The sequence below is a fragment of the Citrobacter sp. wls716 genome (assembly GCF_005280975.1).
GTDB lineage: Bacteria > Pseudomonadota > Gammaproteobacteria > Enterobacterales > Enterobacteriaceae > Citrobacter > Citrobacter youngae.
This window is the reverse complement of the sequence record NZ_SZWX01000055.1, coordinates 15,581-33,666: the sequence shown is the minus strand read 5'-3', so window position 1 is coordinate 33,666 and position 18,086 is coordinate 15,581. Positions and strand designations below refer to the sequence as shown.

Annotated in this window: 15 protein-coding genes; 8 read left to right on the top strand and 7 right to left on the bottom strand. The window is 51.3% G+C overall.

The window, feature by feature from the left end; all coding sequences use genetic code 11:
* Positions 1 to 6: 6 nt before the first annotated feature.
* Both fruK and fruB read right to left on the bottom strand, forming a co-directional pair.
* Positions 7 to 945, bottom strand: coding sequence for a 1-phosphofructokinase (fruK, locus tag FDX24_RS21090; RefSeq protein WP_003027446.1), 939 nt, complete (start codon positions 943 to 945; stop codon positions 7 to 9).
* Positions 945 to 2,075 (bottom strand): fused PTS fructose transporter subunit IIA/HPr protein, encoded by a 1,131-nt coding sequence (gene fruB / locus FDX24_RS21085; protein ID WP_048211153.1) that lies wholly within the window; start codon positions 2,073 to 2,075, stop codon positions 945 to 947. The genes fruK and fruB overlap by 1 nt, the downstream gene beginning before the upstream one ends.
* Positions 2,076 to 2,443: 368 nt before the next feature.
* Here fruB and setB point away from each other — a divergent pair, with 368 nt between their 5' ends.
* Entirely contained in the window at positions 2,444 to 3,625 is a 1,182-nt protein-coding gene (setB, locus tag FDX24_RS21080) for a sugar efflux transporter SetB (protein WP_137364879.1), read from the top strand.
* Here the strand turns inward: setB and FDX24_RS21075 are convergent.
* Positions 3,622 to 3,876 carry a YkgJ family cysteine cluster protein gene (locus tag FDX24_RS21075; protein WP_040230605.1) on the bottom strand — a complete coding sequence of 85 codons (255 nt, stop codon included), beginning with the start codon at positions 3,874 to 3,876 and terminating at the stop codon, positions 3,622 to 3,624. The two genes, setB and FDX24_RS21075, sit on opposite strands and share 4 nt — an antisense overlap.
* Before the next feature lie 157 nt (positions 3,877 to 4,033).
* Here FDX24_RS21075 and yeiP point away from each other — a divergent pair, with 157 nt between their 5' ends.
* Positions 4,034 to 4,606 carry an elongation factor P-like protein YeiP gene (gene yeiP / locus FDX24_RS21070; RefSeq protein ID WP_005129255.1) on the top strand — a complete coding sequence of 191 codons (573 nt, stop codon included), beginning with the start codon at positions 4,034 to 4,036 and terminating at the stop codon, positions 4,604 to 4,606.
* A gap of 55 nt (positions 4,607 to 4,661) precedes the next feature.
* On the opposite strand, the gene torD is transcribed toward yeiP, so the two are convergent.
* Genes torD through torC form a run of 3 tightly spaced genes read right to left on the bottom strand, consistent with a single transcriptional unit; the run spans position 4,662 to position 8,925 of the window.
* Complete coding sequence (gene torD / locus FDX24_RS21065; protein WP_137364878.1) at positions 4,662 to 5,294, bottom strand: molecular chaperone TorD; 633 nt, start codon at positions 5,292 to 5,294, stop codon at positions 4,662 to 4,664.
* Entirely contained in the window at positions 5,284 to 7,782 is a 2,499-nt protein-coding gene (gene torA, locus FDX24_RS21060) for a trimethylamine-N-oxide reductase TorA (RefSeq protein WP_137364877.1), read from the bottom strand. The genes torD and torA overlap by 11 nt, the downstream gene beginning before the upstream one ends.
* A gap of 12 nt (positions 7,783 to 7,794) precedes the next feature.
* Positions 7,795 to 8,925, bottom strand: coding sequence for a pentaheme c-type cytochrome TorC (gene torC, locus FDX24_RS21055; RefSeq protein ID WP_137364876.1), 1,131 nt, complete (start codon positions 8,923 to 8,925; stop codon positions 7,795 to 7,797).
* Positions 8,926 to 9,092: 167 nt separating this feature from the next.
* Here torC and FDX24_RS21050 point away from each other — a divergent pair, with 167 nt between their 5' ends.
* Positions 9,093 to 10,574, top strand: a complete 1,482-nt coding sequence (locus FDX24_RS21050; RefSeq protein WP_061068176.1) for a PLP-dependent aminotransferase family protein — start codon at positions 9,093 to 9,095, stop codon at positions 10,572 to 10,574.
* Positions 10,575 to 10,644: 70 nt separating this feature from the next.
* Here FDX24_RS21050 and uxuA read toward each other — a convergent pair whose 3' ends face one another.
* Positions 10,645 to 11,835, bottom strand: a complete 1,191-nt coding sequence (gene uxuA / locus FDX24_RS21045) for a mannonate dehydratase (protein WP_048211147.1) — start codon at positions 11,833 to 11,835, stop codon at positions 10,645 to 10,647.
* Positions 11,836 to 12,037: 202 nt separating this feature from the next.
* Between uxuA and FDX24_RS21040 the strand changes: the two genes are divergently transcribed.
* From FDX24_RS21040 to FDX24_RS21020, 5 genes are all read left to right on the top strand, one after another.
* Positions 12,038 to 13,504: a mannitol dehydrogenase family protein gene (locus FDX24_RS21040; RefSeq protein ID WP_115643156.1), complete on the top strand. Its 1,467-nt coding sequence runs from the start codon at positions 12,038 to 12,040 to the stop codon at positions 13,502 to 13,504.
* Between the two features lie 119 nt (positions 13,505 to 13,623).
* On the top strand, positions 13,624 to 14,610 hold the full coding sequence (locus FDX24_RS21035) for a GTP-binding protein (protein WP_048211145.1): 987 nt from the start codon (positions 13,624 to 13,626) through the stop codon (positions 14,608 to 14,610).
* Positions 14,611 to 14,644: 34 nt separating this feature from the next.
* Positions 14,645 to 15,358, top strand: a complete 714-nt coding sequence (locus FDX24_RS21030; RefSeq protein WP_048211144.1) for a phosphatase PAP2 family protein — start codon at positions 14,645 to 14,647, stop codon at positions 15,356 to 15,358.
* A 413-nt stretch (positions 15,359 to 15,771) separates the two neighbouring features.
* Positions 15,772 to 16,341, top strand: coding sequence for a bifunctional murein DD-endopeptidase/murein LD-carboxypeptidase (gene mepS / locus FDX24_RS21025; RefSeq protein ID WP_003027474.1), 570 nt, complete (start codon positions 15,772 to 15,774; stop codon positions 16,339 to 16,341).
* A gap of 182 nt (positions 16,342 to 16,523) precedes the next feature.
* Positions 16,524 to 18,083 (top strand): cyclic di-GMP phosphodiesterase, encoded by a 1,560-nt coding sequence (locus FDX24_RS21020; RefSeq protein ID WP_048211143.1) that lies wholly within the window; start codon positions 16,524 to 16,526, stop codon positions 18,081 to 18,083.
* Positions 18,084 to 18,086: the final 3 nt, after the last annotated feature.

Below are 18,086 nucleotides of genomic sequence, written 5' to 3'. Positions count from 1 at the left end.
CTGCTGTCAGTTAAACGGTTTTAAGTCGACACGCGCCATCATTGCGGCCAACTGAGGACGATCGGTAATACCCACATTACTTTGGCTTACCGCCAGGGCGGCAACTGCCGTCGCCAGACGCAGGGTATGTTCGCTGGATTCACGCATCAGCAAGCCATAAATCAGACCGCCAACCATCGAATCACCCGCACCTACAGTGCTGACCACCTCAACTGACGGTGGCTTAGCAATCCATTCACCCGAAGCGTTGACCCACAACGCGCCTTCCGCACCGAGTGAAATCACCACGTGCGCAATGCCTTGCTCACGCAGAGCATGTGCCGCATCGATAACATCTTTCATTTCTGGCAGCTTACGGCCAGCCCAGATTTCCAGCTCACGACGGTTTGGTTTCACCAGCCACGGAGCTGCCTTCAGGCCAGCGACCAGCGCTTCACGACTACTATCAAAGATAATGCATGGACACTGGCTGCGCAGGCGCGTCATCCAGTCAGTGAATGCTTCAGGGCTCACGCCGGTCGGCAAGCTGCCGCTGACGCACACCATATCGAATTGCCCCAGCCAGCTTAGTGAGTCATTCACAAAGCGTTCCCAGTCAGCCGGGGTGACTTCAAAGCCGGAGAAATTGAAGTCAGAAACTTCACCATCTTTTTCAGTCAGCTTGACGTTAATTCGGGTACGCCCCTGCACCACCTGAAAACGGTTAGCGATGCCCAGTTCACTGAACAATTGCTGAAAACCATCCTGGTTGTCCTTACCCAGAAAGCCGCCGACCGTCACGTCAATCCCCAGGTCCTTAAGTACTTTTGCGACGTTAATCCCTTTTCCCGCCGCATGCAGACCGGTCGTTTTCACCAGATTGACTTCACCGCGTTCAATTTCCGGGCAAAAACCGACCAGATCGTAAGCCGGGTTCAGGGTGATAGTTGCAACACGTCTGCTCATTATGCGCCCTCCCCAAGGCCTGCCGCGATGGCATCGCCAATGGCTTTTAGCGCCTGTTCAGCATCTTCACCCTGTGCGGTGAAGCGCAGGTGGTGTCCTTTTTTCACGCCCAATGCCACAACTTTCATCAAACTGCGTCCATTTGCCGGTTTTCCGGTTCCATCAAGATTTGTCACGGTTATTTCACTATTAAATTGTTTAATCGTATTCACCAGCATGGTGCCCGGACGGGCGTGTAAACCATGCTCATTACGCACCACAAACTCGGCACTCAGTACATCATCAGTTAATGCATCATCGCTGGTCAGCATCGCTAACACCGTTGCAGCATCCGCCTTCAGCAAACGGTCAGCTTTATTGCTCAGCAACAGATCGCCCAGACGCTTCAACACCGCAACGGGCTGGTCATCATTCATCGCGACAGTCACCAGCAGCGCAGCGGCTTCGCCCTGCACCTCAAATGCGGTTGCCGCACGACTGACCGCGACGGCGCTGCGCACATTGCCTTCAGCACAGTCATTCAGCCAGATGCCCTGACCAAGATTCATTGGTTGCTCGTTAATCGTTCTGGCCACAAAGGTGGCATCTACTGCACCGGCTTCTTTCAGACGCGCGGCGTTCAGCGCCTGCAGCGTCACCAGCGAATTGGCGACGACGTCCAACGACAGCGTTTCGTTATCAAGCTTCAGTTGCTCGCTCTGCTTTTCGCCCATCAGCAATGCGCGTAATTCTTCTGCCGTGGTGGCTGATTTCAGCTGTTCCGCAACCGAGTCATCACTCAATACATGAGTCAGCTGACGCAACAACCCAAGGTGCTCATCTGAGCTGGCCGCAATGCCGATAGCCACATACGCAATCTGACCTTCGCCCCACGTCACACCCTGCGGAAACTGAAACACCTGCACCCCGGTTTTCAGCACCTGATCGCGTGTGTCTGTCGTACCGTGAGGAATGGCAATACCATTGCCGAGAAACGTCGATGTTTGTTGTTCGCGCGCCAGCATGCCATTGACATAGCCGTCCGCAACGTTGCCCGCTTGCACAAGGGCTGCGGCAACCTGGCGAATAGCCTCTTCTTTATTCCCGGCCTGTTCGCCCGGGTGAATATCCTGAACAGATAACTGGAACATGATTCTCCTCTCCTGCTGAATTGAAACGATTCAGCTAACATGAGAAAAAAGGCGTCACCCGACTCCATCAGTTAAGGTAAGATGACGCTGAAACGTTTCAAGGAGTCTGGATCTTTCTGCTTCAGCTCGCAAGTAAAGTTAACAATTAACTTGCTGAATTTAGATGTACCGCACATTTTCTCTTCGTTTCTTTGAAACAAGCTGACGCAAAAACGTGTTCAGCTATTCAACTTCAGCATCGTCAGCATGTGGACTTCTCAGACTGAAATGACATTTTGATTTTCCATACCGATTTTGATTTAGTGCCCTGTTTATTTTCTGGCGAGCAGCGTAAACTCCGCCTCTCTTCACTCCACTGATAGCTAAACATGCATAACACCCCCGTAGCCGCCACACCCAAGGCGTTTGATTTAACGTCTTCGGCGTTCCTGCTTGTCGCTTTTCTCACGGGCATCGCCGGGGCATTACAGACGCCCACGCTCAGCCTTTTTCTGACCGATGAGGTCCATGCACGTCCGGGAATGGTGGGTTTCTTTTTTACCGGTAGCGCCGTCATCGGCATTTTGGTAAGCCAGTTTCTGGCCGGACGCTCTGACAAAAAAGGCGATCGTAAAAACCTGATCGTTTTTTGCTGTGTGCTGGGTATGCTGGCCTGCGTGTTGTTTGCCTGGAACCGTAACTATTTTATTCTGCTGTTTATCGGGGTATTCCTCAGCAGCTTTGGATCGACTGCCAACCCGCAAATGTTTGCGCTTGCTCGTGAACACGCCGATCGCACAGGCCGGGAAGCCGTCATGTTCAGCTCGATTTTACGTGCCCAGGTTTCACTGGCCTGGGTGATCGGCCCACCATTGGCCTACGCGCTGGCCATGGGGTTCAGCTTTACGGTGATGTATCTCAGCGCCGCGGTGGCATTTATTGTCTGCGGCGTGATGGTCTGGTTTTTCTTACCGTCAATGAACAAAAGCGTACCTCTCGCAACAGGGGCGGTTGAAGCTCCACGCCGTAATCGTCGTGATACGCTGCTGCTTTTTGCTATCTGCACATTAATGTGGGGCACCAACAGCCTCTATATCATTAATATGCCGCTGTTTATCATCAACGAACTGCATCTGCCTGAAAAACTCGCCGGTATCATGATGGGCACCGCCGCAGGACTGGAAATCCCAACCATGCTGATTGCGGGATATTTTGCGAAACGTCTGGGCAAACGTCTGTTGATGAGAATCGCCGCCATCGCCGGGTTCTTTTTTTATGCCGGCATGCTGTTGGCACATTCACCAGCTGTTTTGCTTGGCTTACAGTTGCTGAACGCGATTTACATCGGCATCCTCGGCGGGATTGGCATGCTTTATTTTCAGGATTTAATGCCGGGGCAGGCGGGATCAGCCACAACGTTGTACACCAATACCATCCGCGTCGGCTGGATTATTGCCGGCTCACTGGCGGGGATTGCCGCTGAAATCTGGAACTATCACGCGGTGTTCTGGTTTGCGCTGGTGATGATCGTCGCGACGGTTGTGTGCCTGGCGCGCATCAAGGACGTTTAAGGCGCGGTCAGCGCTTCAAGCTCGATGAGATAAATCATGGCCTGGTGCGTCGTCTGTCCGCACATTTCCGCACTGGGCTGTAAACCGCCGCACACTTTTGGTCGCAACGGAGACGCAAAAATTTTGCAACGCAGGGATTCATCCAACTGAACGCATGGCGTATTAGCAGGTTTGCCATCAGGCATGCCAGGGATGGGACTGGAGATTGAAGGCGCGGTGCAGCATGCACCACAATCCGGACGGCATTCCATACAGTACTCTCTTTATCGTAAACCATCGGATTGTGCGGGAAGCGCACAGTACCACCTTTTTGGCACCAGCAAAAGCATGAATTCCGCTTGCCTGAATGCCCCGGCGCGAGTAGTTTTACGCGATATTTTAGACACTCCTCACTACAGGATTTTTTCGATGCCAAGAGCGAACGAAATTAAAAAAGGTATGGTACTGAACTACAACGGCAAGCTGCTGATTGTAAAAGATATCGATATTCAATCACCGTCCGCACGTGGTGCAGCTACGCTGTACAAAATGCGTTTTTCTGATGTCCGTACCGGTCTGAAAGTTGAAGAGCGCTTCAAAGGTGACGATATCGTGGATACCGTCACCCTAAGCCGCCGCGGGGTTGATTTCTCCTACGTTGATGGCAATGAATATGTCTTTATGGATAAAGAAGACTATACCCCGTATACCTTCACCAAAGACCAGATTGAAGAAGAGCTGCTGTTCATCCCGGAAGGCGGAATGCCAGACATGCAGGTACTGACCTGGGACGGCCAGCTGCTGGCGCTTGAACTGCCACAGACCGTAGACCTGGAAATCGTTGAAACCTCACCGGGTATTAAAGGTGCTTCAGCGAGTGCGCGTAACAAACCAGCAACCCTGAGCACCGGTCTGGTGATCCAGGTTCCTGAGTATCTGAGTGCGGGTGAGAAAATCCGTATTCATATCGAAGAACGCCGCTATATGGGCCGTGCAGACTAATTTTCTGCCGCACATTGACGTATAAGGGACAGCGCAGGCTGTCCCTTTGTCATTTTCAGCGCTGACTGCTGAGGTAAAAATCATCCATCAACAATGATTCGAGATACTGCTCATCTTCCCGTATAAAACCCACAATGACGCTAACCGCCCGCGCATAAAATCCCTTCTCATCACGCTGCAGGCAGCTATCACGGAACAAGGGTGCCCAACACATAATGTGATGATGCAAAAAGTAATATTGTGCAGATAGCGTTTCCTCTTTGGCTGCCATCCTCGCCATCAAAGCCAGCTGTATAGCGATATGATCGGAGGGCTCATTTTCCTGCGCAGCCAGCCCGTGTTCAACCAACAGTACATTCATTTGTCGACGTTCTTCGGCCGCTGTTGTGTGCGGATAATGTCCCGCATACGGGGAAACACCGCCAGGCGGCGCCAGCAGAAATAACGTTGCAAAATCTGCGGCCAGCTCCAGTTGTCGGCTTTCACGACGCAGAGCCTGCGTCAGGCTACGCTCCAGTTTTTTGACATCCAGCGAAAGCCCGGGGATACCCGCCAGCGACCCAAGCCACTGTCGGGTATCCTCGCTTTCAAGACGAGCGAGTTGTTTCTGGTCCAGCTCACGAAACAGCAATTGTGAAAACCACTGATAGACCGCGGCACGTTGCTGGAAAATAAGGCTATGCTGCATTGTCCCCCTCCTCTTTTACTATCTCCGGCCCACCAAATCCCGTGACCGGTGGAACATGTTGCTGATAGCGCTCGACATCCACCAGCACGGTATGCGCTGAAGGCCCTTGCGCCAGTTGAGACGTACCAATATCCGCGCTCAGGACATTAGGATCGCCATAGGTACATAGCGTCCCGGCTTTCCCACCTTCCTGTGGGGAATACCATGCCCCTTCATGAATGCGGATCACGCCAGGGGTAAAATCAGGGCTAATCACCACCCCCGCCAGCACCTGACCGCGCGCGTTAAAGACCCGCGCAATATCCCCGGCTTTTAACCCCCGCGCGGCAGCATCTTGCTCGCTGATGTAAAGCGGTTCTCTTCCCGCTACCGCATACGTGCTGCGAAACGCATCACTTGAGCACAACTGGGAGTGCAGGCGTTTATCCGGGTGACAGGATTGCAGGTGCAGTGGATATTTATCTTTCCTACCCTGATGGCTACGTTCAAACGGCTCCATCCACACCGGATGTCCAGGGCAATCGTCATACTGAAAACCGGCAATCGTTTTGCTGTAAATTTCAATCAGACCTGATGGTGTGCCCAGGGGATTAAGATCGGGCTGATCGCGAAATTCGCCATGACGCACCCACGGTTGTCCCGCGGGATATTCAACATACCCTTCACCTTTCCAGAACGTGTAAAAGTCTGGCAACGTAACACCGAGCGAGGCCCCCATTTTGACCCCTTCGTCATAAAGCGCTTGTACCCACTGCATTTCATCGCGGTTTTCCCGGTATACCGACTCCTTGTCAAAACGTTTACAGAGTCCGGCAAACACGTCGAAATCATGCCGCGCTTCATATTGCGGTTTGACGACCTGATGCAGCGCCATCAGTCCCTTATTCGAATGGGTGCCAAACTGCTCAATATCGTTACGTTCAAAGCGTGTGGTAACAGGCAGGACGATATCGGCAAAACGACAGGATGCGGTCCATTGGTGATCTAACACCACCACGGTCTCCAGTTTCTTCCACGCCTCGATCATCCGGTTGCGATCCTGCTGGGCGTGGAACGGGTTAGCCGCGCTGAAGATCGCCATTTTGATGTCAGGGTAGATTAACGTCTCACCGTTAAACGCAATCTTTTTGCCCGGCTCCAGCAGGCAATCAACAATACGTGAGGTAGGAATATGCTCGGATACGCCGCGAAAATCTGCTTTATACTTCGCCTCTGGCGGATTGTTAATGCTCCCCAGACCAGAAAGTACCGGCCCGGCTGACGTCACCGTCCCTCCGCCGTTGTAGTGCCAGCCGAACCCCACACCGCCGCCCGGTAAGCCAATTTGACCAACCATACTGGCCAGCACCACCAGCATCCAGGGATACTGTTCACCGTGGTGCATACGCTGTACGCACCAGCCGCCCATAAACTGCGTCCGACCTTTCACCAGCAGCCGGGCAAAGTCACGGATCTGATCCGCCGTCAGCCCACAGATTTCAGCAGCCCACTCGGCGCTTTTCGGTTGTTTGTCTGTTTCTCCCATCAGGTAGGGTAAAAACTGCTCGAAGCCGACGGTGTAGTCGTTAATGAATGCCGTGTCGAACAGTTTTTCTTCATACAGGGTATGTGCGAGCGCCAGCAGTAACGCAACATCGGTCTGTGGTCGTAACGCCAGCTGTTCACACCCCAGAAAATTTTGCGATTTGCTGCGCACCGGATCAACGCTGATGACGCGCATTTTGCCCTGGGCGACGGCCTCTTTGATCTGCTGCCAGTAGCCAAACGCATCGTGATCGGGAACCAAAAATTCAATCTGCAAGTTCTTAATGGGATCACAGCCCCACAGTACGATGGTATTGCTGTTCTCGATAACCAGCGGCAGCGAGGTTTGCTGTTCATAGACTTCAAGCGAACCAATAACATGCGGCAAAATCACCTGGGCTGCAGCCGCTGAATAGTCGCCTACGGTCGTCACATAGCTACCATGCAGGCCGAGCCCTCTGTCCATTGCACCGCCAGCCTTGTGGTATTTGCCCACCATTTGCCAATCCGCCAGCCCGGTAAAGACGCCGGATGAACCGTAGGTTTTTTGCACCCGCTCAAGCTCTTCATAAAACAGGTCCAGCGCCTGATCCCAGCTAACCCGCACAAAACGATTATCTCCCCGCTGGCTACGATCCGACTTCTCACGCTTGCGTAACCAGTCCAGTCGAACCATCGGATAGCGAACCCGTGAAGGGTTGTAGACGATTTCACGTACCGCATTGAGCATATCGCACGGGTGTTTGTCATGTTTGAACGGACGCGTTTCCGTCCACTCGCCGTTAACCACTTTGGCTTCAAAAGCACCATAATGTGAGCCGGACTGGATCCATTGTTCGGGGTTTTCCCCCGCCGCCCATACTTTTGATATCAGCGGATTAGGCGCCAGCGCACTGGCTGCGCCAACCGCCAGCATTCCGGTCAGAAAACGACGGCGGGACGGATTAAAGTCATGAATATCCATATCTTATCCTTATTATTTGTTGGGTTCAGACACATCGCTGGCGTGTGTCTGGAGGTATTTCAACAACGTACGTTCTTCCACCGGATTGAGTCGATAATACGTCGACATCGCTTTCAGTCCGGCAATCCAGCCATTGGCGGTGTATCGGGTAGCCGGCGGCGTGCTGTGACAGGCGCTACACGTCGATTGCAGCATCTGATCTGAGTACTCCCATACCGGAGTAATGCTATCGATGAGTCCCTGCGCGGAGGTCCATGCGGTCACGCTCACCTGCTGCCATTCCTGATGCGAACCTGGGTCAGTCTGGGTTTGCAGGACTTTCACGTTTTCCATCAGTGAAGCATCCAGAACCGCGGAGAATACGCGTTTACCCATATACTGGGTGATCACCCGCCCACGCCCTTTGCTTTCACGCCAGCCCGTCACTTCCAACTGGACGTTGCTTCCCTCTTTTTGCAGCACCTTGACCTGGGTCGCCGGAAATAACAGCGCTTTCCCTGCTGGTGCCCCTGCCGTGGCTGTCAGTGTTTTTTCGCTTAACGAAAACAGTGTCATCGCAGTTGACAGTTTTTCTCCCTGCTGTTGTAGCTGCTTGTAGCGATCGCGATAACCACTGCTCATGTCCGGTTTGTGGTGCGCGATCCCTTTGTGGCAATCAATGCAGTTGCTGTCCTTCGCCGCTGCCGCCGTCATCTGCGCCGCGGCATTGGCGGATTGTTTTCCATGATCCATTGCTTCATAGCTGTGACACGATTTACAGGCTGCCGAGTTGTTGGCGCTCATCCGCGCCCACTCTCGCTGGGCGAGCTCAGCCCGTTTAGCATTGAATTTTTCCGGGGTATCGATAGAGGGTGAGATAAAGGTGTGATAGAGATCGTTTAGGGCTTCGGTTTTACGCATCAACGTCGGGACGACTCCCGGGGGAATGTGGCAATCCTTACACTCCGCTGGCACGCCAGAGGCATTACGAAAATGCACGCTAGTTTTATACTCCTCTCCAGGTGTGCGCATCGAGTGGCACGATAAACAAAACTCCGTAGTGCTGGTGTAATGGACTCCTTGCCATGTTCCCCAAATAACAATGGCCATTACGACAGCGCCACCTAACGCACACCAAAGCGCGTTCTTTTTTATCCACGACATACCTGCCTCCATTTTTTTAATAGCGTCACGCTAAGGGATATTAAAAAGCAAAAATAGAGACAGCGATTTCAGATTATAGGAACAGCCTTAACTCTATGAGGCGTGTCAAAATAGCAATATTCTGAAACGTGTAATATGCCGCTATTGTTTAAACAAGGAATTTCCTCATGCTGGCACTGTTTCTCAATAGGGAAAGTCGCACCCCGCTACAATTACAGATCTTTCAATTCTACTTTCAGGCAATTCAGCAAGGCGATTTGCTTTGTGGGGATAAACTGCCCTCTATCCGCGAACAGGCACAGACGCTAAACGTGGCCAAAATCACGGTGGTGATGGCGTATGAAAAACTGATGGCAGCCGGTTTTATTAAGAGCAGGCAGGGTATCGGCTATGAAGTCACATTTACGGCACCTATGCGTAGTCCCCCAACACACGTGCCATCTGCGGAAGGCTCACCACCGATAAAGCCTAAGCCTGCCGGTGTTTCTACCGATGTTTACGCTGAAATGGGGCGTGAGTGCTATTGCCGGATGGGCGTCCCTGACCCCAATGCGTTTCCCTGGTCAAGCTGGCGTAAATGGAATAATGCCCCCAGCGTACTTAAAGAGCAGCTACTGACTCGATATCATTCACCAAATGGATTATTTTCATTGCGTGAGCAAATTGTCAGGTACCTTAATTTATCCCGTGGTATTAATACCAGTGCACAAAACATCATCATTACTGATGGAATTCAGGAAGGGTTGTCACTGCTCAGTCAAATATTCATTATTCATCATGCACTAAGCCAGAATAAAAAGTGTCACGTGGTCGCCGAATCACCTTGTTATTCTGGCGCATGGCATCTGTTTAATTATTATGGTGCCGATATTACGTCTATTGCCGTGGATAATCACGGGCTGTGCACCGATAATTTACCCGAGGTTGAAACCCAGCTTTGTTATGTGACACCTGCTCACCAGTATCCAATGGGCAGTGTTCTGTCACTTGAACGACGTAAGTCATTACTCACGTGGGCACAGCGAGTGGGCGCCTGGATTATTGAAGACGATTACGATGCCGTATTTACGTATGGCGAGAATCCCCTTCCGGCACTGAAAGCCATGGATTACCACAACCGGGTTATCTACATGGGGACCTTCTCAAAAACGCTGGGACCGGGGGCACGTCTCGGTTACCTCGTTTGCCCCGATGAGCTGCTGCCCGCCGTTCAAAATATGAAAGCGCTGAACAACAATGGTAGCCAGTGGTTATTGCAGCAGTTTTTAGCCGAGTTAATGCAAAACCAGGTGTTTTATACCCATCTCGGTAAGCTAGCCTGCAACTATGCAGCACGCCTCGCATTACTGCGTGATGGCTTATCAGCCCTGTTCCCTGAAGGAAAGATCGATGGTGCCACGGCAGGGTTACATCTCTCATTACGCATTGACTGGTCGCCTGACGTCATCGCAAAACTACGCCAGCGCTGCCTGCAGGCAGGGGTGCGCTTTGATACATTACAGGAAATTGAAAACGGCTCAGAAACAGCGTGGCGGCAAAAAAATTCCGATGCTGTGATGTTCTTTGGTTTTGGCGGACTGCAGGTGCCGCACCTCAGAAAGGTATTAAACGTACTGGAGCAGGAGAGGTGTGCGTTATTACAGCAATAACAACGCACCTGAGTATTGCCGGGGGCGGGACAAGCGCCATCCGGCAATTTATCGCCTGGTGTTGGGCGAATTACAGCAGATCGCGGAACTGCGTTTTTTTCAGCGCCAGCTCCACGCCGCGAACTTCTGCCAGTCCTTTCAGGCGACCAATCGCGGAATAGCCCGGATTCGTTTTCTTATGCAGATCGTCAAGCATCTGATGCCCATGATCCGGGCGCATTGGGATCGGACGCAAATCACCCGCTTTCTTACGGCGTTGCTCTTCGCTCAAAATAGCTGCCACCACCGATACCATATCCACATCGCCCTGCAAGTGTGCGCCTTCGTGGAAGGTTTTCGGGTTTTCTTCACGGCAGGTTGAACGCAAGTGTGTGAAGTGAATACGATCGCCAAAGGTCTCAATCATTTTTACCAGATCGTTATCGGCGCGCACGCCGTACGAACCGGTACACATGGTGAAACCGTTATTGATACTGTCTACCGTTTCTTTCAGCCATTGCATATCTTCAATGGTCGACACGATACGTGGCAGACCGAGGATTGGCCTTGGCGGATCGTCAGGATGCACTGCCAGACGTACACCAACTTCCTCAGCAACAGGCACAATCGCCCGCAGGAAGACAGCCATGTTATTGCGCAAATCATCTTTGCTGATCCCATCATATTCCGCCAGGCGCGCGCGGAATTGATCCAGCGTATAACCTTCTTCGGCACCAGGCAGGCCAGCAATAATGTTGCGGGTCAGCTTTTCAATTTCTGCATCGCTCATGGCATTGAAGTAGTCCAGCGCCTGGCGTTGTTCTTCGTCGGTATAATCCGCTTCAGCTCCCGGGCGTTGCAGAATGTGCAATTCAAAAGCCGCAAAGGCAATCTGGTCAAAACGCAGCGCTTTGGACCCGTCCGGTAGCTGATATTCAAGGTCAGTACGCGTCCAGTCCAGGATCGGCATGAAGTTGTAGCACACGGTATCGATGCCGCAGGTCGCCAGGTTACGAATACTTTGCTGATAGTTGGCAATCCACGTTTGATATTGACCTGAACGCGTTTTGATATCTTCGTGAACAGGGATACTTTCCACCACCGACCAGGTCAGCCCTTTTTCGGCCAGGGTAGCCTGGCGCTTTTGAATTTCTTCTACGGGCCACACTTCACCGTTGGGAATGTGGTGCAAGGCGGTCACAACACCCGTTGCGCCAGCCTGACGCACATCGTCAAGCGATACTGGATCGTTTGGTCCGTACCAACGCCAGGTTTGTTCCATTACTTCACCTCACAAGTTGTTATACCAAATTAAACGACTTTTATGACGACTACCATACAGGCATCCGGTATACGATCAACACACCGCCCATCATTGATTGATCCAGCTCACATTACCCGGATAAATGAGGCACACCAATTCAATTTGTTGTCATATAACTTTATACTGCCATTGTTAATTAATAGTTAATCAGGTGTATTTAATGAAGACTATTGCCTCAGCGTCTCTTGCGGAAAATGTCGTGATGCCTCAGTACGATCGCCAACAGCTAAAAACGCGGATCGTACATTTTGGTTTCGGTGCATTTCATCGCGCCCATCAGGCGTTATTGACCGACCGGGTGCTGAATGCGCAGGGTGGAGACTGGGGGATTTGTGAGATCAGCCTGTTCAGCGGCGACCGGCTGATGAGCCAGCTACGCGAGCAGGATCATTTATTTACCGTGCTGGAAAAAGGTGCGGCCGGCAACCAGCCGATTATCGTCGGGGCCGTCAACGAGTGCCTGAATGCAAAGCTGGATTCACTGGCGGCTATTATCGAAAAATTTTGCGAGCCTCAGGTCGCTATTGTTTCGTTAACCATTACGGAAAAAGGCTACTGTATTGATCCTGCCACGGGGTCACTCGATATCGCTAACCCGCGTATTATTCACGATCTGCAGACACCGGCTGAACCGCACTCCGCGCCCGGAATTATTGTTGAAGCACTGCACCGCCGACGTCAACGTGGGCTGCAACCGTTTACCGTCCTCTCCTGCGATAACATCCCGGACAACGGTCATGTGGTAAAAAACGCTGTACTGGGAATGGCGGAGAAACGCTCACCTGAACTGGCTAACTGGATTCGGGAGCACGTCAGTTTCCCGGGAACCATGGTAGACCGGATTGTCCCGGCAGCGACGGAAGAATCACTGGATGAAATCGCCCGCGAATTAGGCGTGGCAGACCCTTGCGCAATCAGCTGCGAGCCGTTTATTCAGTGGGTTATTGAAGACCATTTTGTCAGCGGCCGTCCGCAATGGGAAACGGCAGGTGTCCAGATGGTCGAAAACGTCTTGCCGTGGGAACAAATGAAACTGCGGATGCTGAACGGCAGTCATTCGTTTCTCGCTTATCTCGGCTATCTGGCGGGATTCCAGCATATCAGCGACTGTATGCAGGACAGCGCATTTCGTGAAGCCGCTTACCGGCTGATGCTCAGCGAACAGGCCCCCACGCTGCAAATTACCGATGTAGATTTGGACCAGTATGCCGACAGCCTACTGGAACGCTTTGCCAATCCGGCGCTGAAACATAAAACCTGGCAAATCGCGATGGATGGCAGCCAAAAATTACCGCAACGTATGCTGGACGGGATCCGCGTTCATTTAGCACGTCAAAGCGAGTGGCCGCTGCTGGCACTCGGCATTGCGGGCTGGATGCGCTACGTAAGCGGGATTGATGATTCAGGTGAAATTATCGATATTCGTGACCCGATGAGTGACAAAATCCGCACTATCGTCGAACAGAGTACGGAATCAGAACGCGTCAGCGCGTTGCTTTCACTGCACGAAATCTTTGCCACTGACCTCGCGCAGAACCCACAATTCATCGATACCGTGGAACGAGCCTGGCAACGTATCGCCCAATACGGTGCACATCAGGCGGTCATCGAGACGTTAAAAAGTTAACGATTTCTGCCATTAAACAGGACGAAGTTCGTCTTCGTCCTCTCTGCGCTTCTCTTTTCCCCCGTTTTTCGCCAGGATTGTTAAAAGCCATTACGGTAATTTATGAATCTGGAGTAAGCGTGACTAAAACCAATCTCATCACGGGTTTTCTCGGCAGTGGCAAAACCACATCTATTCTTCATCTATTGGCCAACAAAGATCCCGCAGAGAAGTGGGCCGTTTTGGTCAATGAGTTTGGCGAAGTGGGTATCGACGGCGCACTGCTCGCCGACAGCGGCGCAATGCTCAAAGAGATCCCCGGCGGCTGTATGTGCTGCGTTAATGGTTTGCCCATGCAGGTTGGCCTCAATACGCTGTTACGTCAGGGAAAACCGGATCGGCTGCTGATTGAGCCCACCGGCCTCGGGCATCCCAAACAGATTCTGGATTTACTCACCGCGCCGGTTTACGAACCGTGGATCGACTTGCGCGCAACTCTCTGTATCCTTGATCCGCGCCTGTTGCTGGATGAAAAAAGCGTCGCGAATGAGAATTTCCGCGATCAGTTGGCCTCTGCCGATATCATCGTTGCCAATAAATCCGATCGTGCCACGACAGAAAGCGAAACTGCTCTGCAAACCTGGTGGCAGCACTACGGCGGTAACCGCCAGTTAGTTTATGCCGATCATGGACAGATCGACGGACAATTACTGGATTTGCCCCGACTGAATCTGACAGAACTTCCCTCCAGTGCGGCACATACTCACCAGCATGCTGATAAAAAAGGGCTGGCAGCACTAAGCCTGCCTGCCCAGCAACGCTGGCGCCGCAGTCTGAACAGCGGTCAGGGGCATCAGGCCTGCGGCTGGATTTTTGACGCTGACACGGTGTTCGATACCATCGGCCTGCTGGAATGGTCACGTCTCGCCCCTGTCGGCCGCGTGAAGGGAGTGATGCGTATTAAAGAGGGGCTGGTGCGTATCAATCGTCAGGGTGAGGACTGGCATATTGAGACCCAAAACGTCGCCCCTCCAGATAGCCGCATTGAACTCATCTCCGATACCGAGACCGACTGGAATGCATTACAGAGTGCATTGTTGAGGCTTCGTTTAGACGCTGGCGCGTAAGGTTGCCTCCGTTTTATGGCAATGGTAAACGACGATGAAAACCCGATACCCACTAATACTCCTGCTTAATATTGCTGGTCTGGCGCTGTTTTTGTCCTGGTACCTTCCACATGGGCATGGGCTCTGGTTTTCTCTCGATTCGGGCATCTTCCACTTCTTCAATCATAAGCTGGTTGAGAGCCCGCTCTTCCTGTGGATTGTCGCGGTCACCAATAACCGGGCATTTGACGGCTGCTCATTATTGGCGATGGGCACATTAATGCTGAGTTTTTGGTTAAAAGAAACGCAGGAAGGTCGTCGTCGTATTGTGGCAATTGGGCTGGTGATGCTGCTAACAGCGGTGATATTAAACCAACTGGGCCAGGCGCTTATTCCGGTTAAGCGCGCCAGCCCCACCCTCACGTTCGATAATATTAATCGCGTCAGCGAGCTGCTGCATATTTCAACAAAAGATGCGTCCAGAGACAGTTTTCCTGGCGATCACGGTATGATGCTGCTTATTTTTTCCGCATTTATGCTACGTTATTTCGGAAAAGTCGCAGGAATAATCGGCCTTATTATCACTGTGGTTTTTGCCTTTCCACGCGTAATGATCGGCGCACATTGGCTTACAGATATCGTGGTAGGTTCTATGACCGTCGTATTGATTGGCTTGCCCTGGTGGTTAATGACGCCATTAAGCGACCGTCTGGTTACGCTGTTTATTCATTATCTTCCCGGCAAAAACAAACAATTTTTAAACAAATAACGCAAAGTAATTAACATCATCAGGAATACTTCTGATTTCCTGATGATATCTGCCAGGAAATTATCCTTCTGACTGTCATTCTCCTGTCATATTATTCCTGTTTAAAATGAATGAATTGCGTGTTTTTCACTCTATTTGTTCTTAATTTAGCCAATGCAGTCTATTCACTTTCTGTATCACTTTTTCTTATAAGAAATCACATAAAATCACTCGCAATGACCGGAGCGATCGGGTAACCTCAGACTCGTTTTGCCTCGCGGGATAATTATTCACTATAAGAATAAATTTGTGCGTTCTGCCACAGATTTGACCTTAAAGAATTGTCTCATCATGCGTTGGTAATTAGTCTCGTCACGTTTGGCATTTTTTATAACGATATTTATCGTTAAGGACTTCAAGGGAAAACAAACAAAATGGTCAAATCTCAACCGATTTTGAGATATATCTTGCGGGGCATACCCGCGATAGCAGTTGCGGTTCTGCTTTCTGCATGTAGCACAACGAACACCGCCAGGAATATGCATTCTGAGACGCATGCTGTGGGCAATGGAGATAACTCTTCACTGCAAGCCTCTCAGGATGAATTTGAAAATATGGTACGTAATATCGATGTTAAATCACGTATTATGGACCAATATGCTGACTGGAAAGGCGTGCGTTACCGCCTTGGCGGCAGCACCAAAAAAGGTATTGATTGTTCAAGCTTCGTACAGCGTACGTTTCGTGAGCAATTTGGTTTAGAGCTTCCGCGCTCAACCTACGAGCAACAGGAAACGGGCAAATCCGTTTCGCGCACAAATCTGCGCACAGGCGATCTGGTTCTGTTCCGTGCGGGTTCCACCGGCCGTCACGTCGGTATCTATATCGGCAATAACCAGTTTGTACATGCCTCGACCAGCAGTGGCGTTATCATTTCCAGCATGAACGAGCCTTACTGGAAAAAACGTTACAACGAAGCTCGCCGGGTCCTGAGCCGCAGTTAATTTCGTTTGGCAGCTATCCCTTGGCTATCCTGATGAGACTTATCAAAAGCACTGCTTCGGCAGTGCTTTTTGCGTTGCGCTATGTTTAAGAAAAATCTCACTATACGAATCAATCCAGGTTATAGTTTTACAGATCAAGCCGTTTAATAATAAGCAGATACCCCAGGTAAACATAAGGAACTATGTTCAGACGTCCTTCATCTTCCAGTCGAAATGTCCTTTTTACCTGTATTTTTACGGGGGTAGTCGTCGCGGTACTTGTCAGCACCCTGCAGTTTTTTGCCACCTGGCACAAACGAGATGTAAAGTACGAAACGCTTCTTTCCGATATCGACTATTACATCAGCAGTTACCTCTCAGACCTCAAAAGCACAACAGATGCCCTGCAGCCGCTGGTCTCATACAATTGCCAACAAGTTGCCGCCAGGCTAACTGCCAGCGCAGCGTTTAACCTCAATGTACGCGCTTTTTTATTGGTAAAAGATGGTATTGCTTTCTGCTCATCCGCAACTGGCGCGATGGACTCGCCTATTCTGTCGCTGGTGCCGAAGCTGGATCTCAAGCAAGATGTCGATGTGGAATTACTGTCCGGTACCCCGATGATGCCGGACAATCCGGCGATCATGATTTGGCAGCGGAATCCTTCATTTAAGAATAGCGGCGTGTTTTCCTCACTGAATATCAATCTGGCGCCTTACCTTCTCTATACCGCCCGAGAAGATGATTTTGACGGTATTGCAATTATTGTTGGTGATACCGCTATCACGACATTTTCATCCCAACTGATGGACGTTTCCGCGCTTCCGGATACCACCTGGCGCCAGACGACGCTGAAAGGGATCCCGATGAAGATCCGGTTATACGCGCAAGAGTGGACGTACACTGACGTCTGGTATGCCGTCATGTTGGGATGTATGGCCGGGATCATGACCGGGTTGCTTTTGTGGTACTACAACTACGCCGTTCGTTTACGCCCGGGAAAGGATATTCTCAACGCTATCAAGCACGATCAGTTTTATGTGGTCTACCAACCAGTCGTTGAAATGCAGACGCTGGAAGTAAAAGGGGTAGAAGTATTGTTACGCTGGCGCCACCCGACAACAGGTGAGATCCCGCCAGATGCGTTTATTCACTACGCTGAATCACAGCAAATGATCGTGCCGCTGACGCAGCATCTGTTCAAACTGGTGGCCCGTGATGCCCCCGCATTAAAAAAAGTGTTACCGCAAGGCGCAAAGCTCGGGCTCAACATCGCCCCAACGCACCTGCATGGTGAAAGCTTTAAAGACGATATTCAACACCTGAACGCTTCCCTGCCGCCACACCATTTCCAGGTTGTACTCGAAATCACCGAACGCGATATGCTCAATCAGCATGAAGCCTCAAAGTTATTTGAATGGCTACACGCTGCCGGATTCGAAATTGCCATTGATGATTTCGGTACCGGCCATAGCGCACTCATTTATCTGGAACGCTTTACCGTTGACTATCTGAAAATCGACCGAGGATTTATCAACGCCATTGGGACAGAAACGCTAACGTCTCCGGTACTGGATGCGGTGTTGACACTGTCTAAGCGTCTTAATATGCTGACGGTTGCTGAAGGGGTAGAAACGCCTGAGCAAGCCCGATGGCTGCGCGATCGCGGGGTTCATTTCTTCCAGGGATACTGGATCAGCCGCCCATTAATGCTTGATGATTTTGTACGGTGGATGGCGCAATCCGATAAGCCAACGTGGTGATCG